Source organism: Bradyrhizobium sp. 4, from assembly GCF_023100905.1.
Taxonomy (GTDB): domain Bacteria; phylum Pseudomonadota; class Alphaproteobacteria; order Rhizobiales; family Xanthobacteraceae; genus Bradyrhizobium.
Genome location: NZ_CP064686.1, coordinates 6,338,249 through 6,359,651, shown reverse-complemented (window position 1 = coordinate 6,359,651; position 21,403 = coordinate 6,338,249). Strand labels below are relative to the sequence as shown.

Genomic DNA, 21,403 nt, shown 5'->3' with positions numbered 1-21,403 from the left:
CTGAAATGGTCTTGATGACGGAATGCAGTGTGCGCCGATCGCGGCAACCGTGTTTGTGCTGCAACAAGCTTTTGCCGTATTCGCCTCCGGTAAAATCCTTAGGAGTTTGTCGAAGATCGCATCGGCGATACCAAAGACGCGATGGCGCCCGACGTCAGTCGCCTCGGCCGCAAATCGTTCGCATGTTCAGCTGCGTTTGTTGCGAATGGATTGTTGTCGGCTAGAGCAACTGGATCGCAATCCAGACCGTGCCCCAGACCGCGAGCGACAGCGCGGCGAGAACGGCGGCCGTGATGACCATTACGCGTACCAGGTGGCTGGCGCCAACGGTGGGCGTCGTGGGAACGGGACGAAAATCGTCAAAGCGCGGGATATGGCCGCGAACGCCGGTGAGCCACAGAACGAGATCGAGCGCGAACGACGCCATAACCTATCTCCAGAGGGCAATAATCAAATGTCACCATGGCGCCGATCCCGTGCTCGGACTTTGAGCGAGCGCAAGGTAGCGCACCGGAAAATGGGTAATTTCGTGCCATCTGGGATGCGCCGCCCCGCTGCGCAGCATTGATTGACGAATGGGTAAGATATGAGGGCCGATCTTGCGGCGAGCTACGGCGAAGAACGACTGCCGCGCTACACGAGCTACCCGACCGCACCGCATTTCTCGCCGGCGATCGGCGAGGGCGCCTACGCCCGGTGGCTGGCGGAGCTCCCGGCGGCGGCCAGCGCGTCGCTTTATTTGCACGTGCCGTTCTGCCGCGAGATGTGCTGGTATTGCGGCTGCCATACCCAGATCGTTCGTCGAGACGGTCTCATCGCGGCCTATCTGCGTACGCTGCGCAGCGAGATCGCGCAGGTGTCCGAGACGATCGGCCGGCGCATCAAGGTCGAGCACATCCATTTCGGTGGCGGCACCCCGACGATCATGGCGCCGGAGGCTTTTGCCGAGTTGATGGCGGCGATGCGCCAAGCCTTCTTCGTGCTGCCGTCGGCCGAGATTGCGGTCGAGATCGATCCCCGCACGCTGACGGCCGACATGGTCGAGGCCATGCGGCTCTCCGGGGTCAATCGCGCGAGCCTGGGCGTGCAGAGCTTCGACCCTGTCGTGCAGCGCGCGATCAACCGTGTGCAGAGTCTTGAACAGACGGCTTCCGTCGTCGACATGCTCCAGCGCGCCGGCATCAACGGGATCAACTTCGATTTGATCTACGGACTGCCGCACCAGACCGTTGCCTCGTGCCTGGATACGGTGCGACGTTCGCTCGAGCTTGGGCCCGACCGCTTCTCGGTGTTCGGCTACGCGCATGTGCCTGCTTTCAAGAGGCACCAGCGCATGATCAACGAGGCCGTGCTGCCCGACGGCCTTGCGCGCCACGACCAGGCCTGCGCGATCGCCAATGCGTTGAAGGAGGCCGGTTATGTGCAGATCGGGCTCGATCATTTCGCGCGGCCGGACGATTCCATGGCTGTGGCCTTCGAGCAACGCACGCTGCGGCGCAATTTTCAGGGCTACACCACCGACAAGGGCGAAGTCCTGCTCGGCTTCGGCGCGAGCGCGATCGGACATTTGTCGCAGGGCTATGTCCAGAACGAGGTCCAGATCGGCGCATATGCGCAGAGCATCGCCGCGGGTCATTTGGCCACCGCTAAAGGCTATGGGCTCACCGACGACGACCGGCTGCGCGCCGACATCATCGAACGCATCATGTGCGAGTTCAGCGCCGATCTCGGCGATATCTGCGCGCGTCATGGCGCAGAGGCCGGGGCAATGCTGAAATCGGCATCGCGTCTGAAGCCGCTGATCTCCGACGGCGTCGTGAGACTGGACGGCGACCGCATCGCAGTCGCAAAGGACTCGCGCTTTCTCGTGCGCAGCGTCGCAGCCGCGTTCGACGCGCATCTGGATCCCGCGAAGCAGTTGCACAGCCGGGCGGTGTGAGATCACCTTACCGTCATGCCGGAATGACGGGCCAGCTTGCGCTTCGACAAAGAGACTCGCGCCCGCTCCGCTATCGTGGTTTCGGAACGGAGTTGTTGTCCATGCCTTTTGGATCCGACGATCTGGTCGATGACATCATGCGCACGGCGCCGCACACGATCCGCGTGTTTCTCGCCTTCAGGATGGCTTGCGTTGGCTGTCCGATCGCAACCTTCCACACGGTCGATGACGCCTGCCGCGAGCATGGCATCGATCGCGACAAATTCCTCGCCGCGCTGTGCGACCGCGTGCCGGCGTGAACCGGTCTGGAATTCGCGCGGGCCGCGTGCGGATTCCCGGGTGAGGGGCGCTTTCGCCGTAAGCGGAAGCACCCTTCACCCCTGGCTTCACGCCGCGCCGCTGTCGGGGCTCCGCTCCGCGAGCACGACGATCCCATGCGGATCGCGCAGGATGATGCGCTGACGGCCGCTCTCGACCAGTCCCTGCTGTTCCCAGCTGCTCAGGATGCGGCTCACGGTGTGCAGCGTGGTGCCGGTCATCTGCGCGATGTCCTGGCGGCTGATCGGGAAATCGATCTCGATGCCGTGGTCGAGCTTCTTGCCGGATTGTTTGGCGAGGCGCAGCAGCGCATGAGCGACACGCTGCTCGACCTGCTGGGTCGACATTTCCAGGATCCGGGTGTGGCTCTCCTGGAGCCGCGTGCCGACGGTCTGGAGCGTGTTGGCGGCAAGCGAGGGAAATCGCTCGACCAGTCGTGGCCATGCCGAGGTCGGCCAGATCAGTGCGACGCTGTCGTCGACCGCGATCGCCGTGGCCGGATAGCGCGCGGCACCGATCGCCATCGCGAGACCGAACGTTTCGCCCGGCGCGACATAGCGCACCACGATCTGCTCGCCGGTCGGTGTGGTCTTGGCCGCGCGAACATGGCCGTGCAGCAGCAGGAAGAAGGATTGCGCGTCCGCGCCCTGCTCAAAAATGGCGCTGTTCTTGGGATAGCGCACTGAGCGGGCTTCGCGCAGGATCTCCTCGAGGTCCTCCGGTTTGACACCCCCAAACAGCGGCAAATGCGCAACCAGCGATGTGTCGACCTTGGCCATTCTGCCTCCTTGGCGCTGGAAGTGTGATGACACCTGCAATCGTCAGGGTGTTTGCGATAGCTCAAAAACGACCCGGCCGGACGGCAGTATTTTTCCAAGCGACGATTTGAATCGACTGGAGTTGACCCATGGCTGGCGTCCGATCCCGCAACTTTGAGGGCTGGCCGCTGTTTGCGAACAGCTTTCGGCCCTTTTTCCTGCTCGCCGCCATCCAGGCAGGGCTTTCGATCCTGGCATGGCTGCCGATGTTCTATGGCGAATTGTCGGTGAGCTCCGCTTTCGCGCCGCGCGACTGGCACGTCCATGAGATGCTCTACGGCTTCTTGCCGGCGGTGATCACGGGATTCCTGTTCACGGCGATCCCGAACTGGACCGGGCGGCTGCCGATCCAGGGGACGTCCTTGGCCGCGCTGGTGGCGGTCTGGCTCGCCGGTCGGGTCGCGGTGACGCTGTCTGCCGATATCGGCTGGGCGTTTGCGCTTGCCGTCGATGCCGCCTTCCTGACGCTGGTCGTCGCTGCTGCAACGCGCGAGATCATCGCCGGCGGCAACTGGCGCAACCTTCCTGTGGTGGTGCTGGTGCTCGTGTTGCTCGCAGGCAATGTCGCCTTCCATCTCGAAGCGCATTACGCGGGTGCGGCCGATGTCGGCATCCGCGTCGGCATCGGCGTGGTCGTTGTGATGATCTCGCTGATCGGCGGCCGCATCATCCCGAGTTTCACCCGAAACTGGCTGGTCAAGTTCAACCCCGGCCGCCTGCCGGTGCCGTTCGGGCGTTTTGACGGTGTGGTGATCGGGTGCAGCGCAATTGCGATCATCGCGTGGATCGTCGCGCCCTTGAGTACGGTTACCGGGGCGGTGATGGCACTGGTGGGTGTGCTGCACCTGGTGCGGCTTGCGCGCTGGGCCGGTGATCGCACCTTCCGCGAGCGGTTGCCCCTGATTCTCCATGTCGGCTATGTCTTCGTGCCGCTTGGCTTCCTCCTGCATGCTTTTGCCGTCTTCGGCGCGTTGCCGCCGAGCGCGGGCATCCACGCCTGGATGGCGGGAGCGGCTGGAACCATGACGCTCGCGGTGATGACCCGTGCGAGTCTCGGCCATACCGGACAGGCGCTGACGGCGTCGCCGGCGACACAAGCCATCTATGCCGCGATCATCGTCGCGGCGCTGGCGCGGGTCGCGGCGGTGGTTTGGCCGGCGCACAGCGATGCGTTGCTGCACCTTGCCGCGTGCGGCTGGATCGTTGCGTTCCTCGGCTTTGCCATCGCGTTCGGTCCGCTGCTCGCCGGCAGCCGTCGCCGCGCCCTCGCCATCATGGGCGTGCCCGTCCCGGCACGCTGAATTCAAGCCGCGGTCGCCGCGGTCCGTGATTCCAATGGCCGGACGCCTTTGCGCCATGCGGTGATGGTGCAGCCGAAATGGCCGCGGAACCAGCGGGCCATGGCGCTCTGTGCGGAGAAGCCGAGTTGCACGGCGATGTCGGCCAGCGGTCGGCCGGGGTCGTCGATCAGCTGGACCGCGAGATGGGCGCGCTGCGCGTCGAGGATGGCCGAGAAGCTGGTGCCGGCTTCGGCGAGATGGCGGTGGATGGTGCGGCGGGTGCAGGCGAGGTGCTCGGCGACGCGCTCGACCGTGCAGTCGCCGCCGGCGAGCAGGAGACGGACGACCTCGTCGACCTTCTCCTCCCAGCTTGCCGGCCGCGTCTCGATCGCCTCGATCCGCTTGCGCAGATAGCTCGCGATCAGCGGATGCGCGCTCGGGATCCGGCGCTCCATGTCGTGTGCCGACAACAGGATCGAATCGTCCTCCGCATTGAAGGTCACACGGCAGCCGTAGAACTCGCGGTAGCGCTTGCGGTCGAGCGGCGGTGGGTAGTGCAGGTGAACTTCCTTCGGCCGCCAATCGCTGCCGAACAGCGACTGGATGATGCGGTGGACGCTGCCGAGCGCCATGTCGATCGACTGGCGCGGCGCGGTCGGCTGTCGGCCGCGCAGGTACAGCGTGACGGTGACGGTCTGCTTGTCGCGGGTGACATCCAGCTTCATGCCGTCGTGATGGATCGGGATGAAGCGCGAGAAGGCTTCGATGGCTTCACCAACGGTCGCCTGTTCGCGCACGATCAGGCCGACTGCGCCGAAATTGGTCAGCCCGCCGCGCTCGGCAAGCCGCAAGCCGAAATCTTCGGCTCCGGACGCCTCTGCCGACAATTCGAGCAGGCGGCGCAGGCCGGTGACGGCAATGGGCGTATCGGGCTTGTCGAGGCAGGCCAGCGGCAGCCTGACCTTGCGCATCATTTGTTTGGGGTCGAGCCCGACCGACCGGGCGACCTCCGGGTAATAGCTCAAGCCTGCGCTACGAATGAGGTCGGTCATGCGACCCGTTCCTGTCAGCCATCCCGCAGATGTCCCGAAATGTAAAGTTTATGTCCCGATCCGTCAAATCCGGGAACCGGGTGGAACATACATAAGTGAAACCGAAGCACGGGCGTGAATGCCGTGCATATGACGGCGCGGCGCGACGAGGCCCCGCTGCTGTCTCGGACCATTTGACCAAAGACATTGCTGGATCGGAATTATGCCGGGGAACATGCTTTCCAAGGGTGAGGTATTCGTCATCGACACCGATGCCGCCTCCCGCGAACAATTGTCCACCGCGCTCCAACAGAGCGCATACAACGTGATCTGCTTCGCCGACGGCGCGTCTCTGCTCTCGGAGGCCAAGGCGCGGATGCCGGCCTGCGTGCTGCTGGAGATGCCGCCCGATCGCTCCGGTCTCGACGTGCTCAAGCGCCTGCGCGAGGAAAACTGCATGGCGCCGGTGCTGGTGACCGCGACAAACGGCAGCATCGCCATGGCGGTGGATGCCATCAGGAGCGGTGCGGCCGACTTCATCGAGAAGCCGTTCCGCACCCGCGACATCGTCGACCGGATCGATGCCGCCATCGACGAGTTCGCACAGCCCGGCTCCAGCCGGCAGCGCTGGCTGCCCGGCTGCGAACCCCTGACCGCGCGAGAGGGCGACGTGCTCGAGCATCTCGCCGCCGGCCTGACCAACAAGGAGATCGCCCGGCGCATGCATCTGAGCGCACGCACGGTCGAGGGCTATCGCGCCGGCATTCTGAGGAAGGCGGGCGCCAAGAACGTCACCGATCTGCTTCGCCGCATCTTCGGGCAGGGTTCGTCCGCTCAGGATTAAGGGCTCCGTCGCGGGCTGACGACACGTTCCGGGCCTTGCTGCCGCCGCGGCGGCGCCCCACGGAAACCCTAATCGAACCAGTTCCTTCCCTGCCGCGTCCAACCATGTTGGCGAGGCATTGGATCGCGCGTCCGGCTGGCGGCGGCGATGACTTGGAGGAGGGACTTGATGCGCATCACCGCAAGATGTTTGGCGACGACGAGCCTGGTTCTGGTGACCACGGCATTCGCGTCGTTGTCATGGGCCGCCGAATTGGGCGCCACGTCGGCCATCGATACCGTCACCGTTTACCCCGATGGCGCGACCGTAACCCGCGTCATCGCGGTGGACCTGCCGTCTGGCGATTCGACGCTCGTTGCCAAGGACTTCCCGCTTGGTCTCGACACCTCCTCGATCCGGGTGGAGGGTGAGGGGGGAGCGAAGCTCACTATCGGCACGATCGATGCGCGAACGCCGCGTGCGGCGCCGGTCAATTTGCCGGAGCTGGACAAGCGCATCGAGGCACTGAACGACCAGCGCGCCGACCTGCAAGGCGCGATCGACTCGGCCAATGCGCGGCGCAAATTCGCGGAGCATTTTGCGGAAGCCTCTCCTGCCGGCATCGGCGACAAGGGCGAGGCGCGGCCGATTGCCGAATGGCGCACGGCCTTTGCCACCGTCGGCGAGGAAATTGCCAGCGCCGACACCGCCGTTCGCGACGCCACGCGCAAGATGCGCGAGATCGATCGGCAGATCGCCCAGTTCGAAGTCGAGCGCAAGGCCAAGCCGCCGAGCAAGCTCGAAGTCCGCATGGACATCGCCGCGCCGGCAGCAACCAAGGCGACGTTGAGGGTCACCTACAATGTGCGCAATGCGCGCTGGCTGCCGCTATACGACGCCCGGCTCGACACCGGCGCGAAGGATCGCAAACCGCAGCTCGAATTGGTTCGGCGCGCCGAGGTCACGCAATCAACCGGCGAGGACTGGTCCAACGTCACGCTCGGCGTCTCCACGGTCCGCATCGGCCGCGGCGGCAGCGCGCCGGAGCTGAATTCGCTTGTTGCACAATATCCGCAGGTGCCGAGGCCGCGGGCGCTGGGCTCAGTTTCGGATTCGGCAATGCCTGCTGCGGCGCCAATGCCGCAGCGAAAGATGGAAATATCGGCGGCCAAGGCGGCCGACGATATCCGCGAGCGCGCCGAAGAACAGCAGGCGGTCGCCGAAATCGGCGACTTCCAGGCCACCTACAAAATTCCCGGCCGGGTCAGCCTCGGCGCCGCCGAAGGCGCCAAGAGCCTGCGCATCGCCTCGATGACCGTGCCCGCCGATCTCATGGTGCGCGCGGCACCGGTGATGGACCCCACCGCATTCCTCGAAGCCAGCTTCAAGCAGACCGACGACACGAGTCTACTGCCGGGCAAGGTCGCAATCTATCGCGACGGGACTTTCGTCGGCCGCGGCAAGCTCTCGGCTTCGGCCAAGGACGATATCGTGCGGCTCGGCTTCGGCGCCGACGACAAGGTTAGGATCGAGCGCGCGGTGCTCAAGCGCAACGAAGGGTCGGCAGGCCTCCTGGTCACGACGTCGAAAACCGACGAGCGATCGTTCAAGACGACGATCCGCAACGGCCACGACTTCCCGATCAAAGTCGCGATCGAGGATCAGTTGCCGGTCAGCGAGAACGAGGACATCCTCGTCGAGATGTTGCCTGCGACCACGCCGCCGACCGCAAGCAACATTCGCGACCGGCGCGGCGTCCTGGAATGGTCGTTCGACGCCAAGCCCGGCGAGGTCAAGGACATCAACTTCGCCTGGCGCGTTCGCTGGCCGAAGGACAAGAGCATGGTGATCGTGCCGGCGGGCTGATGGGCGGCGCCGAAGTGCGATGCTGTCTTAGCTCGCGCTCGCTCACTCCCTGTCATGCCCCGCCTAGTGCGCAGTTGCGCACGGGGGCGGGGCATCCGGTACGCCGCAGCGTCACGATCTAATCCCTGGCGCCGCGGATTACTGGATCGCCCGGTCGAGCCGGGCGATGACCGTGTTGAAAGAGCCTAGCTCACTTCGCCTTCAGGAAATCCGCGACATCGAGCAGCATGAACTCGTCGTCGTCGGCCTTGTTGGGATCGCGGCTGGACGAGAACGGCAGATTGTTGTCGTTGCCGACGATGATGTGGGTTTCGTCGACACGATCGACGTTCTCGATGGTGAAGAACGGGAAGGTGTAGACGCCGTCATTGAGCGGCTTCTTCGCCTTCTTGTCGGGGTCCCTGATCTTCAGGAGGTCGATGTAGCCGATCTTGCGCACGGGCTTGCCGACATTGCCGTCGCTGAGCTCGATCTTGTAGACACGCTTGAACTTCGCCAGGTCTGGGAAGCAGTTCTCGCCGCGGCTGCCTTGCGGGCAGGCCTTGTCGGGCGTGCCTTCGCCGTTGTCGCGCTCGATGATCAGGCCGCTCGCCGGGTCGATCATGTTGAAGTCGCCGATGGCGTTGCCGTTCTGCTCGAACACATATTGCCAGTAGCGGCCGGTGAATTGTTCCGCGGCGACGTCGAATTCGAGGATGCGCGAGGCTTCCTTGCCGTCGACCGTCTCCCAGTCCTTCTTCCCGGCATCCCAGAGCGGCCCCTCGAGCAGGCCGTAGAGAAACTTGCCGTCTTTCGAGGAAGCGAAGCCCTCATAACCCTTGGAGCGTCGGAGGTTGACGTTGCTGTAGGTCGCACCCGGCGCGCCCGGGGTCGCCACCGCCCAATGATCCGGCGAGCGCACCGGCTTGCCGTCGGCGACCGTCTCGAACAGCCCGAGAATCTTGCCGGTCTTGTCGGCCTTCAGGATGTAGGGGCCGAACTCGTCGCCGATCCAGAAGGTGTCGCCGATGATCTGAAAACCTTCGGTGTCGAAGTCGGAGCCGGTGAGGTAACGCTTCTCGGTGTCTTCATGCACGATGCGGAACGGCACGCGTCTGTCGGGATCGTGCAGGAACACGGTCTCCAGCCGCTCGATCTTGCCGCCGGCCCAATCCATTTTGTAACGATTGAGGTACAGCATGGAATCCGGCGAATTGGCGCGCGCGCCCATGCCGTTGTCGGTGATGACCCAGAAGGTGCCGTCGGCCGTCGATTTGATGCCGGAATGGCCCTGCAGCGGCTGGCCCTTGAACGGCAGCGACACGCCGGTGGCCCGCTCATAGGACCTGCCCATCACCGTGCCGAGCGCGTCCACCCGCTTGCCGGTGGTGTATTTGCCGGATGTCTTGAGATCGGCCGGGGCATCAGCCGGCGCATCGATGAACGTGGCGGCCGGCATCACCAAATGGCCGGCGAGCTTGGCAGGGAATTCGCCTTCGCTCTGCGCGAGCGCGGAGCTCGCGGTGAGAATGATCGTTGCGACGGTGCCAAGAAAAGTCGCGCGCATGTGCGTCTCCTGTTAACGGAGGACGTCTTATGCGGGCCGCGCATTGCAGTTTTGTGAAACCGGGCCGACGGCTGCGGCCGACGGTTATTTTTTTAGGGGTGTTGGAATTTCGAAACTGACGGTCTTGCTGTCGATCACGTGATGCGTGGGATCGGCCAGCTCCAGCAGGACCTTGTGGGAGCCGGGCTTCAGTCCGACCACGATCACGGTCTCGCCGCTGGCATCGACAAAATGCCACGGCGCATCGTCGACCGTGATATGGACGTGGCCGATGCGCGGCGATACGTCGAGCGCGCCTTTGCCAAACACCGGCACGACGCGGAGATTCTCCGTGGTGTACTGGATGAAGACGAGACCCTGCGCCAACTGTTCGGCGAGCGGCGGATCGACGATCAGCCGCGCAGGCACCTCGTTTTCGATCGCGACCAGCGGCGATGGGCCGCGCACGTCTCTGGCGGTTTGGGCGGCGGCGGCTGCTGCGAACAAGGTGGAGGCTGCCAGAACGGCCACGCAGTCGAGAGCGGCATGCATGTCCGTTTCCTTCCGGGATGATCAGGCGATCTTGCGGGAGAGGAAGTTGCGAATTAACGGGACCATTTCGTCGAACTTGTCCTCGAGCGCGAAATGGCCGGTGTTCATCAGGTGAAATTCTACCTGGGGCAGGTCGCGTTTGTAGGGATGGGCGCCATCGGCCGGGAAGATGAAATCGTTCTTGCCCCAGACGATCAGGGTCGGCGGCTTGTGCTTGCGGAAGTAGGCCTGCACCGCGGGATACAGCGGCAAATTGGTCCGATAGTCGTAGAACAGGTCCATCTGGATTTCGCTGTTGCCAGGACGGTCGAGCAGCGCCTGATCCTGCACCCAGTTGTCGGGTGAAATCCGGCTGACGTCGGACATGCCGTCGGTGTACTGGAATTTCGTCGTTTCCAGCGTTACCAGCTTCATCAATGCCTGCCGACTGGCATCGGATCCGTCGGCCCAGTATTGCTTGATCGGATTCCAGAACTCCTTCAGCCCTTCGTCATAGGCGTTGCCGTTCTGCACGATCAGGCCGCTGATGCGCTCTGGATTTTTGAGCGCCAGGCGCCAGCCGACGGGAGCGCCGTAGTCCATGACGTACATCGCGTAGCGGGTGACGCCGAGCTGGTCGAGCAGGCCGCCGACAAGCTCGCCGAAACGGTCGAACGTGTACTTGAATGTCGCGCGCGGTGGCATCTCGCTCTGGCCATATCCGGGATAGTCGGGAGCGATCACGTGGTACTTGTCGGCCAGTGCCGGGATCAGGTTGCGGAACATGTGCGAGGAGGTCGGGAAGCCGTGCAGCAACAGCACAACCGGCGCGTCCTTCGGACCCGCCTCGCGATAGAAGATCTTGATCCCGTCGACGGTCTTGGTTCGATGATAGGTGACCGGATAGGCATCGGCGGTGTGTTCGTCGCGCTCCGGCTTCGCGGACGCTGCCGTCGAAGCAACTGCGACAGCCGCTCCGGACAACCCAAGAACGAGACTCCGACGATCGAGGAGCGATGGCTTGCGTGTGGTCTCTGCGGTTTTCATATTAATTTCCTTTCAAAACGATGAGTTCGCCGACGGCCGCGAGGGTTTTTCAAACGCCCTGGTAGACCAGTCTGGTGAAGAAGCCGGGATCGATCACGAATTGCCCCCATATCGCGTCGAACGCCGCTGTCGGCTTCGCCGCAACGGTTTCATCGCGCGTTCGTCCCTGCTTCTTGAGGCGGGCGACGTTGTCGCGGATCCCGACGAGCATGTCGCGAAAGGCCTGGAACTCGGCTTTGTTGCCGACCGGCTTGCCATGCCCGGCGATGACGATCGTGTCCTTGTCCATCGCCGCGAGATTGGCGTCGCATGCAGCGATCATCCCGTCGATGCTGCCGCCGGTCGAATAGTCGATGAACGGATAGATGCCGTTCCAGAACATGTCGGCGACGTGAACGATGTTGGCTTCTGCGAAGGTGACGGAGATATCGCTGTCGGTGTGCGCGGGCCCGTAATACTTCAGGCCGATCGAGGTTCCGTTGAGCTTAAGCTCGCGGCTGTCGGCAAAGACTTCACTGGGGATACCGCCCGCGCCGAGCGGAAGGAAATTGTAGTCCCAGTCCTCGACGCGCTGCACTTCGGCAAGGTGTTTGCGGGTGTTTTCCTGCGCAATGATCTTCGCGCCGGCTGCATGCAGCCATTCGTTGCCATCGGCATGATCGAAATGCCAGTGGGTGTTGACGAGATGGGTGACGGGATCGGCGCCGAGATCAGCCAGCGCTTTGGTGAGCTGGGGACGTGAGACGCGGATGCCCGCATCGATCAGGACCTTGCCGTCGGGCCCGGTCAGCACGGCAATGTTGCCGCCGGAGCCTTCCAGCACAGTGATGTTGTTTCGGAGCTTGTGCGTGACAATCGGCGATACTGCAGCGCTGTCCTTGATCAGGCTGACGATGCCTCGCGCCTCTGCGTAGGCCTGCCTGGGGCTAAGCCATCCCGAAGCGGCGGCGGTCGCGGCGCCGACGCAACACAGGCAGAAACCGCGTCGAGATAATGATGGGAGCTTTGGCGAACGCATGCAATTTTCGCTTTCTCGAGCGACAATCGACGGCGCCAATGATCGACCCCGCTGTCAGGATGGAGCGTGGGACCAAGGCAGCATGCGGTCTATCACGATAGCACGATCGGCTGCGCTTGCGCGCAGCCACGAATTACTCCTTTACCGCGCCCGTCAGCGACGACACGTAGTAATCCACGAACAGCGAGTAGAAGATTGCGACCGGCAGCGAGCCGAGCAGAGATCCCGCCATCAGCGCCCCCCATTGGTAGACGTCGCCGGTGACGAGCTCGGTCAGGATCGCGACCGGCACCGTCTTGTTGGCGCCGCTCTGGATGAAGGCGAGCGCGTAGATGAACTCGTTCCAGGACAGCGTGAAGGAGAAGATGCCGGCCGAGATCAGGCCGGGCACCGCCAGTGGCAGCGTGATCCGGCGTAGGATCTGGAGCCGTGTGGCGCCGTCCACCAGCGCGCATTCCTCGAGCTCGTAGGGGATCGACTTGAAATAGCCGATCAGGAGCCAGGTGCAGAACGGCACCAGGAAGGTCGGGTAGACCAGGATCAGTGCCAGCGGTGAATCGAACAAGCCGAACTGCACGACCACGGTTGCGAGCGGAATGAACAGGATCGACGGCGGCACGAGATAGGCGAGATAGATGCCGAGGCCGACATAGGGACTGCCGCGGAAGCGCAGGCGCTCGATCGCGTAGGCGGCCAGCGTGCTCGCGATCAGCGACAGCGTGGTCGCGCCGACCGCAACCAGCATTGTTGTCCATAGCCAGCGCGGATAGGCGGTATTGAACAAGAGGTGCTTGATGTGCGCCAGCGTCGGCGAGGAGATCCAGAACGGGTTGTGCTCCTTGTAGTTCATCAGCTCTGCGTTCGGCTTGAACGACGTGATCGCCATCCAGTAGAACGGAAACAGGAGGATCAGTACGAAGCAGCCGAGCGGCAGGTAGATCATCATCAGCCGCCGCAGCCCGGAATCCCAGGCCATGGTGTCCGGCGGTGTGGTGGCGACGGCGGCCGGCTGGGCGGTGGTATCAGTCATTGCTCTCTCCCTGCTGCCATTTGCGGCGCGCCAGGCCGAAATAAGAGAACAGCGTCGCGAACACCAGGAACGGGATCATCGACACCGCGATCGCCGCACCCTCGCCGAGCTCGCCGCCGGCAATGCCGCGCTGGAAGGCCAGCGTGGCCAGCAAATGGGTCGAGTTGCCCGGACCGCCACGGGTGATGGCGTAGACCAGCTGGAAGTCGGTGAAAGTGAAGATGATCGAGAAGGTCATGACGATGGCGAGGATCGGCATCATCATCGGGAAGGTGATGTAGCGGAAGCGCTGCCAGGCGCTGGCGCCATCCAGCATCGCCGCCTCGTAGAGCGAGGGAGAGATGGTCTGCAGGCCCGCCAGCAGCGAGATCGCGACGAAGGGAATGCCGCGCCAGATGTTGGCGGCGATCAGCGAGAAGCGCGCCGGCCAGGGCGAGCCGAGGAAGTCGATATTGGTGGTGCGCCAGTGCAGCACGTCGACCAGAAGGTAGGAGATGATCGAGAACTGCGGATCGTAGATCCACCAGAACGCGAGCGCCGAGAGCACCGTCGGCACGATCCAGGGCATCAGGATGATCGCACGCAACAGGCTCTTGAACGGAAAATGGTTGTTGAGCAGCAGTGCCAGCCAGAAGCCCAGCGCGAACTTCCCGAAGGTCGCGATCCCCGTGTAGACCACGCTGTAAAACACCGCGTTCCACCACAGGGAATCGGTGAGCAGATACTGGAAATTCTCGAAACCGACGAAGACGCCTTTTCTGCCGATCGTCGTATCGGTGAAGGCGAGCCAGATGCCAAGACCCAGCGGATAGGTCAGGAACACCGTAAGCAGCCCGATCGCAGGTGCGAGGCACATCACGATCAGGAACGGCTTGTAGTCGAACAGGCGCACCAGCCAGGAGGGCTGCCGTCGTGCGAGGGCGAGAGTGGGAAGTGTGGTCACGGACATCGGGTCTTTGTCCTGTCTGTGAAAGTCTCCACGCCCGTCATTGCGAGGAGCGAAGCGACGAAGCAATCCAGGCCGTAACCGCGGAGACAGGCTGGATTGCTTCGCTTCGCTCGCAATGACGCGCTTCTGTCCAGCGTTACTTCTGCCGCCGGAAGTACCGCTTGCAGCGCTGCTCCGCTTCCGCGGCCGCGGCTTCCGGTGTGGCAGCGCCGGTCGCGACGGATGCGAACATCTGGATCAGCACGTAGTCGGCGCTGACGGCACCGGTCGCGGTCGAGATCGGACCCGCATAGCCGTCGTAATAGGTGCTGTTCATCGTGTCCTTGAACAGCTTCACCTTGGGGTCCTGCGACCACACGGCAGCCTCGGCATAGGCGGCCAGCGGCTGGGACCAGTAGCCGGAATTGGCGTTGAGCCAAGGCTCGTATTGGTCCTTTTCCAGCATGTATTGCAGGAAGGCCTTCGCGGCGTTGGGGTACTGGCTGTGCTTGAACACCATGGCGTTCAGCGTCAGGCCCGCCATCGGCGAGACCTTGGCCAAGCCCTTCGGCAGCAACTGATGCTCGCTGTCGTCGGCGATCGCCTTGGTCGCCGGATCGTTCTTCAGCGAGAAATACAGCGAGACGCCGTTCGCGGTCAGCGCGATCTCCTGCGCCGCGTAGGCGCGGTTGTTGCTGACGTCATTCCAGGACGTCGTGCCGGCGATGAAGGTCGGGTAGAGCTGCTTGACCCAGTTCAGCGCGGCGATCGTCTCCTTGCTGTTGATGATGACGTTGCCCTCTTCGTCGAGCAGGGCTGCGTTGTGCGACCATAGCGCCCAGCTTGCGAACCCGTTGCCGTCCCCCTTGGCATTGCCGAGGGCGAAGCCCGCCGGCTTGCCGGCCTTCTGGAGCTTCTGGCACAGGTCGAGGATTCCGGCATGGTCTTCCGGCACCTTGTCGAAGCCGACCGATTGCAGGATCGACTTGCGGTAGATCACGGGACCCGCAGTGGCTCCGAACGGCAGCCCGATCCAAATGGGGCTCTTGTTCTTCTTGCCGTAGCGCTGCGCCAGCGGCAGCCAACCACCGTACCGTTTGCCGAGATAATCGGCGACGTCGGTCAGCTCGACCAGCTTGTCGACATAGATGTGCGGCGCATCGGAGAAGCCGATGATGATATCGGGACCGGCGCCGGAATTCGAGGTCACCGCAGTCTGCTGGTTGATGTCCTCCCAGCCGACGAAATCGACCTTGACCTCGACGCCGGTCTCCTTGGTGAATTTTGCTGCATTGGCGCGGAACACATCCTCGTCGGCCTGGACGAAACGTACCGGTCGCAGCATGCGCAGGGATGCGCCTTTCTCGATCGGCAGTTTCGGTGTGGGGACGTCCGCGGCCTTGATCGCGGATTGGGCATTCGCCGGAGCACCGGTTGCCGCGATTGCCGCAGCGGACAGGCCCAGCGCCAAGGCATCACGACGTGTGATGTCGTTCCTCATCGGTTCCTCCCTATGTGTTTCCCTTCCCGGCGTTGATCGCCGGTGAAGGGTCTTTCCGGTTGCCGGCGCGCCTTCGCGGCCGTCCCGCCTAGCTGTTCGGGCCGCGGTCCATGCTGACAGGCTGCCAGCGGCGGAGCGCGGTGTCTTGCAGCACCGACGGATTGACGCAGCTTACCGGCCACATGCCCTGAAGCACCAGTGACAATTCGTAGCCCACCCGGCGCTTGCGCGCCTCGTCAAACCGTGCCGAGGCGGAGGCGACATGGGCGGTCAGGGTCACATTCTCCATGCTGAGGATGGGGTTGTTGTGCGAGGGCGGCTCCTTCTCCAGCACGTCGAGGGCGGCATGGGCGATCCAGCCCTCCTGAAGCGCCTTGATCAGGCTTTCCTCGTCCACGGTGGCGCCGCGGCCTGTGTTGATGAAGACCGAGCCTTTCTTCATCTGCCGGAAGTGCTTCTCGGTGAGCATGTGATGCACCTCGGGCCGGGCGGGGGCGTGCATCGAGACGAAGTCGGATTGCGACAACACCTCGTTCAGCGTCGCCGGAATTACGCCGTGGTCGGACATCAGCGTTTCCTGGATGAACGGATCGTAGGCCATCATCCGCAGGCCGAACGGAGCTGCGCGTTTCGCAACTGCACGCGCGACGCGGCCGAACGAGATGAAGCCGAGCGTCTGGCCCATCAGCCGCGGAATCTTCGACAACGCCGGCCGGCCCTCCGCCCAGCGGCCGCTGCGCACCATCCGGTCCTGTTCGACCAGCCGGCGGAAGCCTGCGAGCAGCAGCATCATGGCATGGTCGGCGACCTCCTCGATGAAGGTGTCGGGGATGTTGGTGACGGGAATGCCGCGCGCGGTTGCGGCTTTGATGTCGACGCTGTCGACGCCGACCGAGCCGAGCGTAATGACCTTGCAGCTCTCCAGCGCGTCGATGATGGTCTTGGTGATCGGGATCCCCTTCGCGTAGATGGCGTCCGCTGTCTTCGCGGCGGCGATGAACCCGGCCTCATCGGCCGGCGCCTCGACGATCTCGGCGTCGATCGGATCGAGCGCCTCGCGCTCGTAGGAATAATCGCTGCTCGCGACCGTGAAGCTCGCGCCCTTCGGCGTCACGATCCTGTATTTCGGCATGTCCTGCTCCCGATTTGGTTTCTTGTTGTGACCCGGACTTCGCGCGGGCCTTTGCGTCTTTTACGCGAAATCTGGGACGTCGCGTACAATTCCAGGTTGTCGTTGAGGCGATTTATACGACTGCTTCGACGTCTTCTCCGGGCTTTTACGGGGCGCCCCGTAACAGCTTGCTAAGGGGTCACCCCCTAAAAGTTAATTTGATTTCGATCGATTCACTCGCGCGTCCTTATCCCTTCGTTGCCGGAGCATCCCGTGAAATTGAGCAATATGAAGATCGCCCCCAAGCTCGGCATCCTTGTCGGCGTCACCTTGTTCGGCTTGTGCATTTCCGGGGTCCTCTCCGGGTACCTGATGAAGCAGGAAATGGTGAACGCGCGCATCGAGCAGGCCAAGGCCATCGTCGACATGGGCCGCAACTATGCGGTGGCGCTGAAGAAGCGGGTGGATGCGGGCGAGATGACGAAGGACGCCGCGATGGCTGATCTTCGTCGCTACGGCAACGCGATGACCTATGACAAAGGCGCTGGTTATCTCTTCGGAACGTCCTATGACGGTATCACGCAGCTGGCGCCAGATCCGAAGCAGATCGGCAGCAACCGCATGGAAGTTCTGACCAATGGCCGCAAACTGTCTTGGGAGCTGATGAACGGCGCGAAGGCCAACGGTTCGATCCTTTTGACCTATGAATACGCGAAACCGGGCCAGGAAGGCTTGATCCGGAAGATGGGCTACGCGGTGGCGGTCCCCGAACTCGAGATGTATCTCGGCACCGGCGCCTATCTCGACGACATCGACGCAAAGATGGGCCCGGTCTACTGGCTGCTCGGTCTCGCCATGTTCGGCATCGTCATCGTCGCCGGAAGCATCGCCTGGCTGCTCGGCCGCAGCATCAGCGGTCCGCTGGTTCTGCTCGGCGCCCGCATGAAGGATCTCGCCGAGGGCAAGCTCGAGGGTGACATTCCCGGCGTCGGCCGTGGCGACGAGGTCGGCGCGATGGCGTCGACCGTCCAGATATTCAAGGACAACGCACTGCGCATCCGCGACCTCGAGAAGACCGAAGCCGACGCGAAGGATCGTGTCGCGGCGGAACGTCGCAGCGCGATGGAGGGCATCGCCAGCGACTTCGAACGCAGCGTCAACGGCATCGTCCGCTCGGTCTCCTCGGCCGCGACGGGCATGCAAGCCACCGCTCAATCGATGACCGCGACCGCCAGCGACGCCTCTTCGCGTGCGGCGACCGTCGGCGCGGCCTCGCAGAGAGCGTCTGGCAATGTCGGCACGGTTGCCGCCGCTGCCGAAGAGCTGTCAAGCTCGGTTGCGGAAATCTCGCGCCAGGTCACCCGCTCGACCGAAGTGGCGAGCCGCGCCGTCAACGACGCCGAGCGCACCAATGCCACGGTGCAGGAGCTCTCCACCGGCGCCGAGAAGATCGGCGAGGTGGTCAAGTTGATCCACTCGATCGCGGCACAGACCAATCTGCTCGCGCTGAACGCCACCATCGAGGCGGCGCGTGCCGGTGAGTCCGGCCGCGGCTTCGCGGTTGTCGCTTCCGAGGTCAAAGCGCTTGCCAACCAGACCGCCAAGGCCACCGAGGAAATCTCCGCCCAGGTCGCGGCGATGCAGACCTCGACCAGCGATGCGGTCGCCGCGATCGGCGGTATCACCCAGACCATCGCGGAGATGAGCGAGATCACCGCGGGCATTTCCGCGTCGATCGAGCAGCAGGGCGAGGCGACCCGCGAGATCGCCCGCAACATTCAGTCGGTCGCGGCCGGATCGAACGAGATCAACGCCAATATCGGCAGCGTCACCTCGGCCGCGGAAGCGACCGGCACGGCGGCAAGCGACGTGCTCACCAACGCCCGCGAGCTCGACAGCCAGTCCGGCGCGCTGCGAAGCGCAGTCGACGGCTTCCTCGCCAAGGTGCGCGCGGCGTAAGTTCTTGCACTGAATGCGTAGGGTGGGCAAAGACGCGAAGCGTCGTGCCCACCTTTTCTTTTGAGGTCGCGGTAACTTCTCGGTGGGCACGCTTCGCTTTGCGCACCCTACGAGACCGCACTACTGCTTCTCGATTCCCGCCTCGCGGATCAGCTTTTCCCACAACACCAGCTGTTCGTTCACGAACGTGCCGAGCTGCTCCGGCGTGCCTGAAAACGCGTCCATGCCGAGAGTGGCGAGCTGGGCCTTGATCTCCGGCTTCTCGACGATCTTCCGGATCTCGGCATTGAGCCGCGTCATGATCTCCTTGGGCATGCCGGCGGGGCCGAAATAGCCCTGCCAAGACGAGATGTCGAAGTCCGGCACGCCGGCCTCCTGCATCGAGGGCAGGTTCGGCACCAGCGACGAGCGGTCCTTCGTCGTGACGGCGAGCGCACGTAGCGCGTTGCCCTGGACATGCGGCAGGCCGGTCAGGATGTCCACGAACATCATCGAGACGCGGCCGCCCATGACGTCGTTGAGCGCCGGGGGCGAACTCTTGTAGGGCACGTGCAGGAGGTCGAGCCCGGCATTATGCGCGAACGTCGCGCCAGACACGATCGCCGAGGACGAGCCCGAGGCGTAGCTCAGCTTGCCCGGATTGGCCTTGCCGTAGGCGATGAGTTCGCCGACGGTCTTGGCCGGCACCTCCGGGTGGATCACCAGCATGAAGGGCAGGTCGCCGGTGCGCGCGATCGGGGTGAAGTCCTTGACCGGATCGTAGGTCAGGCTTTTGAGCAGATAGGGATTGGCCGAATGCGTGGTGTTGGTGGTCACCAGCAGCGTGTAGCCGTCGGGCGCGGCGCGCGCGACATAGGTGGCGGCGATCATGCCGTTGGCGCCCGCCTTGTTCTCGATGACGATGCCGACGCCGAGTGCCTGCGACAAATGCTGCGAGATCAGCCGCGTCGTGGTGTCGGTGCCGCTGCCGGCCGCGAACGGCAGCACCAGCGTGATATTGCGGCTCGGATAGTTGTCGGCCTGCGCAGCGGATGCGGCGGCGAGACAAAGGGAGGCCGTGCCGATGGCACGCAGGTTTCGGATCAACGCTGAAAGCATGTCGGTTCGTTCCCTCTTTTTTCGTTGGCGGGGAACCTAGCGTCTCCTCGTCGAAATCGGAAGGCGCGAGTTTGTCGCCTCGTCTCGCGGTGCGGAATTACTTCACCGCAGAGCCCTGGCGCGAGGCGATCACGACACCGGCGAGCACCAGCAGATAGCCGATCAGGTGGAATGGCTGGATCTTTTCGCCGAGCAGCAGGATCGCCATCGCCGAGCCGAACACCGGCACCAGATGGAAGAACGGCGCGGCGCGGTTCGGGCCGATCAGCGCCACGCCCCGGTTGAAGAACAGATAGGCCAATGTCGAGGGAAAGATCAGGATGTAGCCCAGCGTCGCCAGCGTCACCCCATCGAGTTGCAGGACGCGGCCGCTCCAGGCCTCCCAGATCGCGGTCGGCAGCAGCATCGTCGCGCCGCAGCAGGTGGTGAAGGAGAGAAAGGAGAGTTGGTGGATCTTCGGTCGCCGCGGGATGAAGGCAGAGTAGATCCCGAACGCCACCAGCGATGAGGCGAACATGATGTCGCCCCTGTTGAAGCTGATGCTCGCGAGCGCGGCGAGATCGCCGCGCAGAATGATGATCAGCACCCCGAGAAGCGAGATCCCGATGCCGGCGAGCTGCGCACCGGTCAGCCGCACGCCGAACAGCACCAGCGACCACAGCGCCACGAACAGCGGTCCGGCCGACTGGATCAGCAGCGCGTTCAGCGCTTCCGTGTACTGCATCGCCCAGTACGAGATCGCGTTGTTGAAGGCAAAGCCCACCAGCGACAGGAACAGCATCAGCGGCAGGCTCTTGCGCAGATTCGGCCAGTCGCGCTTCAGGTGCGGCCAGGCGAACGGCAGCAGGATCAGGAACACGCCGAACCAGCGGATCGTGGTCACCGTCAGCGGCGGCACATGCGCGCCGACGTGGCGCGCGAGCACGATGTTGCCGGCCCAGAACAGCGAGCTCAGGCTGAGCAGCAGATAAGGCTGGTTGTTGAGCCAACTGGCCGGATTGGAGGCCGGTGGCGCGGGCGAAGCGATCGTCATTGGCGTTGGATGCGAGCTTGCGCCGGATTTACGTCGTGACACAAGTCACGCCGCCGCAATGCTACAATGCAGGCGTGACCAGAGGAGGCGGCATTGGCGGTTAATATGTTGAACATCGACGGCCTGGAGCGGCTCGATCGGCATGCAGCGGTGGTGATGCTGAACCTGATGCGCTTCCACGCGCGCTCCGGCGACGGCGACGGTTCCGGCTGGGACGCCTATTTGCGCTACAGCGCCGTCACGGTGCCGATGATCAAGGCGCGCGGCGGCACGCTGCTCTGGACCGGCGACGCCAAGACGGTGGCGCTCGGCCCGCAACAGGGCAACGACTGGGATTTCGCGGCGCTGGTCTATTATCCCACCGTCACGGCCTTCATCGACATGATGACATCGGAGGCCTACGAGACGGAGGCTGATCCGCATCGCGTCAACGCCTGCGCCGAGCACGTCATCATTGCGATGAACGAAGCGTACAGCAAGTTTGAAGTGAAGTAGGCGCATGCTCTTTCCCTCTCCCGCAAGGGGAGAAGGAAGAAGGCGTCGCGAA

General features: G+C 63.7%; 20 protein-coding genes. 7 read left to right on the top strand and 13 right to left on the bottom strand.

Annotated features, from left to right (window positions below; all coding sequences use genetic code 11):
• Positions 1–220 precede the first annotated feature (220 nt).
• Entirely contained in the window at positions 221–427 is a 207-nt protein-coding gene (locus tag IVB45_RS30380; RefSeq protein ID WP_027519965.1) for a hypothetical protein, read from the bottom strand.
• 159 nt (positions 428–586) lie between these two features.
• Here IVB45_RS30380 and hemN point away from each other — a divergent pair, with 159 nt between their 5' ends.
• Positions 587–1,939, top strand: coding sequence for an oxygen-independent coproporphyrinogen III oxidase (gene hemN, locus IVB45_RS30375; RefSeq protein WP_247358290.1), 1,353 nt, complete (start codon positions 587–589; stop codon positions 1,937–1,939).
• A gap of 101 nt (positions 1,940–2,040) precedes the next feature.
• Positions 2,041–2,238: a DUF1858 domain-containing protein gene (locus IVB45_RS30370; RefSeq protein ID WP_007596228.1), complete on the top strand. Its 198-nt coding sequence runs from the start codon at positions 2,041–2,043 to the stop codon at positions 2,236–2,238.
• Positions 2,239–2,325: 87 nt separating this feature from the next.
• Here the strand turns inward: IVB45_RS30370 and IVB45_RS30365 are convergent, their stop codons facing one another.
• Positions 2,326–3,036: a Crp/Fnr family transcriptional regulator gene (locus tag IVB45_RS30365; protein WP_247358291.1), complete on the bottom strand. Its 711-nt coding sequence runs from the start codon at positions 3,034–3,036 to the stop codon at positions 2,326–2,328.
• 128 nt (positions 3,037–3,164) lie between these two features.
• Between IVB45_RS30365 and IVB45_RS30360 the strand changes: the two genes are divergently transcribed.
• Positions 3,165–4,376 carry an NnrS family protein gene (locus IVB45_RS30360; RefSeq protein WP_247358292.1) on the top strand — a complete coding sequence of 404 codons (1,212 nt, stop codon included), beginning with the start codon at positions 3,165–3,167 and terminating at the stop codon, positions 4,374–4,376.
• Between the two features lie 2 nt (positions 4,377–4,378).
• Here the strand turns inward: IVB45_RS30360 and IVB45_RS30355 are convergent, their stop codons facing one another.
• On the bottom strand, positions 4,379–5,407 hold the full coding sequence (locus IVB45_RS30355; RefSeq protein WP_247358293.1) for an AraC family transcriptional regulator: 1,029 nt from the start codon (positions 5,405–5,407) through the stop codon (positions 4,379–4,381).
• A gap of 202 nt (positions 5,408–5,609) precedes the next feature.
• Here IVB45_RS30355 and IVB45_RS30350 point away from each other — a divergent pair, with 202 nt between their 5' ends.
• Together IVB45_RS30350 and IVB45_RS30345 are read left to right on the top strand one after the other, a co-directional pair.
• Positions 5,610–6,230 (top strand): response regulator, encoded by a 621-nt coding sequence (locus IVB45_RS30350; protein ID WP_027570388.1) that lies wholly within the window; start codon positions 5,610–5,612, stop codon positions 6,228–6,230.
• Between the two features lie 168 nt (positions 6,231–6,398).
• Complete coding sequence (locus tag IVB45_RS30345; RefSeq protein ID WP_247358294.1) at positions 6,399–8,075, top strand: mucoidy inhibitor MuiA family protein; 1,677 nt, start codon at positions 6,399–6,401, stop codon at positions 8,073–8,075.
• A 190-nt stretch (positions 8,076–8,265) separates the two neighbouring features.
• Here the strand turns inward: IVB45_RS30345 and IVB45_RS30340 are convergent, their stop codons facing one another.
• The 8 genes from IVB45_RS30340 to IVB45_RS30305 all read right to left on the bottom strand — a co-directional run bounded on the left by IVB45_RS30340 (position 8,266) and on the right by IVB45_RS30305 (position 16,787).
• A complete protein-coding gene (locus tag IVB45_RS30340; protein WP_247358295.1) occupies positions 8,266–9,621 on the bottom strand; it encodes an esterase-like activity of phytase family protein in 1,356 nt (451 codons plus the stop codon).
• A gap of 84 nt (positions 9,622–9,705) precedes the next feature.
• Positions 9,706–10,152 (bottom strand): DUF6130 family protein, encoded by a 447-nt coding sequence (locus IVB45_RS30335; RefSeq protein WP_247358296.1) that lies wholly within the window; start codon positions 10,150–10,152, stop codon positions 9,706–9,708.
• Between the two features lie 21 nt (positions 10,153–10,173).
• A complete protein-coding gene (locus IVB45_RS30330) occupies positions 10,174–11,178 on the bottom strand; it encodes an alpha/beta hydrolase (RefSeq protein ID WP_247358297.1) in 1,005 nt (334 codons plus the stop codon).
• A 49-nt stretch (positions 11,179–11,227) separates the two neighbouring features.
• A complete protein-coding gene (locus IVB45_RS30325) occupies positions 11,228–12,196 on the bottom strand; it encodes an MBL fold metallo-hydrolase (RefSeq protein WP_247358298.1) in 969 nt (322 codons plus the stop codon).
• Positions 12,197–12,329: 133 nt separating this feature from the next.
• Positions 12,330–13,226: a carbohydrate ABC transporter permease gene (locus tag IVB45_RS30320; RefSeq protein WP_027519957.1), complete on the bottom strand. Its 897-nt coding sequence runs from the start codon at positions 13,224–13,226 to the stop codon at positions 12,330–12,332.
• Positions 13,219–14,175 carry a sugar ABC transporter permease gene (locus IVB45_RS30315; RefSeq protein ID WP_027570394.1) on the bottom strand — a complete coding sequence of 319 codons (957 nt, stop codon included), beginning with the start codon at positions 14,173–14,175 and terminating at the stop codon, positions 13,219–13,221. The genes IVB45_RS30320 and IVB45_RS30315 overlap by 8 nt, the downstream gene beginning before the upstream one ends.
• Before the next feature lie 136 nt (positions 14,176–14,311).
• A complete protein-coding gene (locus IVB45_RS30310) occupies positions 14,312–15,655 on the bottom strand; it encodes an extracellular solute-binding protein (protein ID WP_247358299.1) in 1,344 nt (447 codons plus the stop codon).
• 88 nt (positions 15,656–15,743) lie between these two features.
• Positions 15,744–16,787, bottom strand: coding sequence for a C-terminal binding protein (locus IVB45_RS30305; protein ID WP_247358300.1), 1,044 nt, complete (start codon positions 16,785–16,787; stop codon positions 15,744–15,746).
• Positions 16,788–17,039: 252 nt separating this feature from the next.
• Between IVB45_RS30305 and IVB45_RS30300 the strand changes: the two genes are divergently transcribed.
• Positions 17,040–18,725 (top strand): methyl-accepting chemotaxis protein, encoded by a 1,686-nt coding sequence (locus tag IVB45_RS30300; protein WP_247358301.1) that lies wholly within the window; start codon positions 17,040–17,042, stop codon positions 18,723–18,725.
• 120 nt (positions 18,726–18,845) lie between these two features.
• Here IVB45_RS30300 and IVB45_RS30295 read toward each other — a convergent pair whose 3' ends face one another.
• Together IVB45_RS30295 and IVB45_RS30290 are read right to left on the bottom strand one after the other, a co-directional pair.
• Entirely contained in the window at positions 18,846–19,823 is a 978-nt protein-coding gene (locus IVB45_RS30295) for a tripartite tricarboxylate transporter substrate binding protein (protein WP_247358302.1), read from the bottom strand.
• Positions 19,824–19,920: 97 nt separating this feature from the next.
• A complete protein-coding gene (locus IVB45_RS30290) occupies positions 19,921–20,856 on the bottom strand; it encodes a DMT family transporter (protein ID WP_007614154.1) in 936 nt (311 codons plus the stop codon).
• Positions 20,857–20,949: 93 nt separating this feature from the next.
• Here IVB45_RS30290 and IVB45_RS30285 point away from each other — a divergent pair, with 93 nt between their 5' ends.
• Positions 20,950–21,351, top strand: a complete 402-nt coding sequence (locus tag IVB45_RS30285) for a DUF1330 domain-containing protein (protein WP_247358303.1) — start codon at positions 20,950–20,952, stop codon at positions 21,349–21,351.
• Positions 21,352–21,403: the final 52 nt, after the last annotated feature.

Bases quoted from the DNA above. Each gene is read 5' to 3' on its own strand.
- IVB45_RS30380 (WP_027519965.1), bottom strand. From the start codon at position 427: ATGGCGTCGTTCGCGCTCGATCTCGTTCTGTGGCTCACCGGCGTTCGC.
- IVB45_RS30335 (WP_247358296.1), bottom strand. From the start codon at position 10,152: ATGCATGCCGCTCTCGACTGCGTGGCCGTTCTGGCAGCCTCCACCTTG.
- hemN (WP_247358290.1), top strand. From the start codon at position 587: ATGAGGGCCGATCTTGCGGCGAGCTACGGCGAAGAACGACTGCCGCGC.
- IVB45_RS30345 (WP_247358294.1), top strand. From the start codon at position 6,399: ATGCGCATCACCGCAAGATGTTTGGCGACGACGAGCCTGGTTCTGGTG.
- IVB45_RS30365 (WP_247358291.1), bottom strand. From the start codon at position 3,036: ATGGCCAAGGTCGACACATCGCTGGTTGCGCATTTGCCGCTGTTTGGG.
- IVB45_RS30340 (WP_247358295.1), bottom strand. From the start codon at position 9,621: ATGCGCGCGACTTTTCTTGGCACCGTCGCAACGATCATTCTCACCGCG.
- IVB45_RS30310 (WP_247358299.1), bottom strand. From the start codon at position 15,655: ATGAGGAACGACATCACACGTCGTGATGCCTTGGCGCTGGGCCTGTCC.
- IVB45_RS30325 (WP_247358298.1), bottom strand. From the start codon at position 12,196: ATGCGTTCGCCAAAGCTCCCATCATTATCTCGACGCGGTTTCTGCCTG.
- IVB45_RS30360 (WP_247358292.1), top strand. From the start codon at position 3,165: ATGGCTGGCGTCCGATCCCGCAACTTTGAGGGCTGGCCGCTGTTTGCG.
- IVB45_RS30320 (WP_027519957.1), bottom strand. From the start codon at position 13,226: ATGACTGATACCACCGCCCAGCCGGCCGCCGTCGCCACCACACCGCCG.
- IVB45_RS30295 (WP_247358302.1), bottom strand. From the start codon at position 19,823: ATGCTTTCAGCGTTGATCCGAAACCTGCGTGCCATCGGCACGGCCTCC.
- IVB45_RS30350 (WP_027570388.1), top strand. From the start codon at position 5,610: ATGCCGGGGAACATGCTTTCCAAGGGTGAGGTATTCGTCATCGACACC.
- IVB45_RS30315 (WP_027570394.1), bottom strand. From the start codon at position 14,175: ATGTCCGTGACCACACTTCCCACTCTCGCCCTCGCACGACGGCAGCCC.
- IVB45_RS30290 (WP_007614154.1), bottom strand. From the start codon at position 20,856: ATGACGATCGCTTCGCCCGCGCCACCGGCCTCCAATCCGGCCAGTTGG.
- IVB45_RS30355 (WP_247358293.1), bottom strand. From the start codon at position 5,407: ATGACCGACCTCATTCGTAGCGCAGGCTTGAGCTATTACCCGGAGGTC.
- IVB45_RS30305 (WP_247358300.1), bottom strand. From the start codon at position 16,787: ATGCCGAAATACAGGATCGTGACGCCGAAGGGCGCGAGCTTCACGGTC.
- IVB45_RS30330 (WP_247358297.1), bottom strand. From the start codon at position 11,178: ATGAAAACCGCAGAGACCACACGCAAGCCATCGCTCCTCGATCGTCGG.
- IVB45_RS30370 (WP_007596228.1), top strand. From the start codon at position 2,041: ATGCCTTTTGGATCCGACGATCTGGTCGATGACATCATGCGCACGGCG.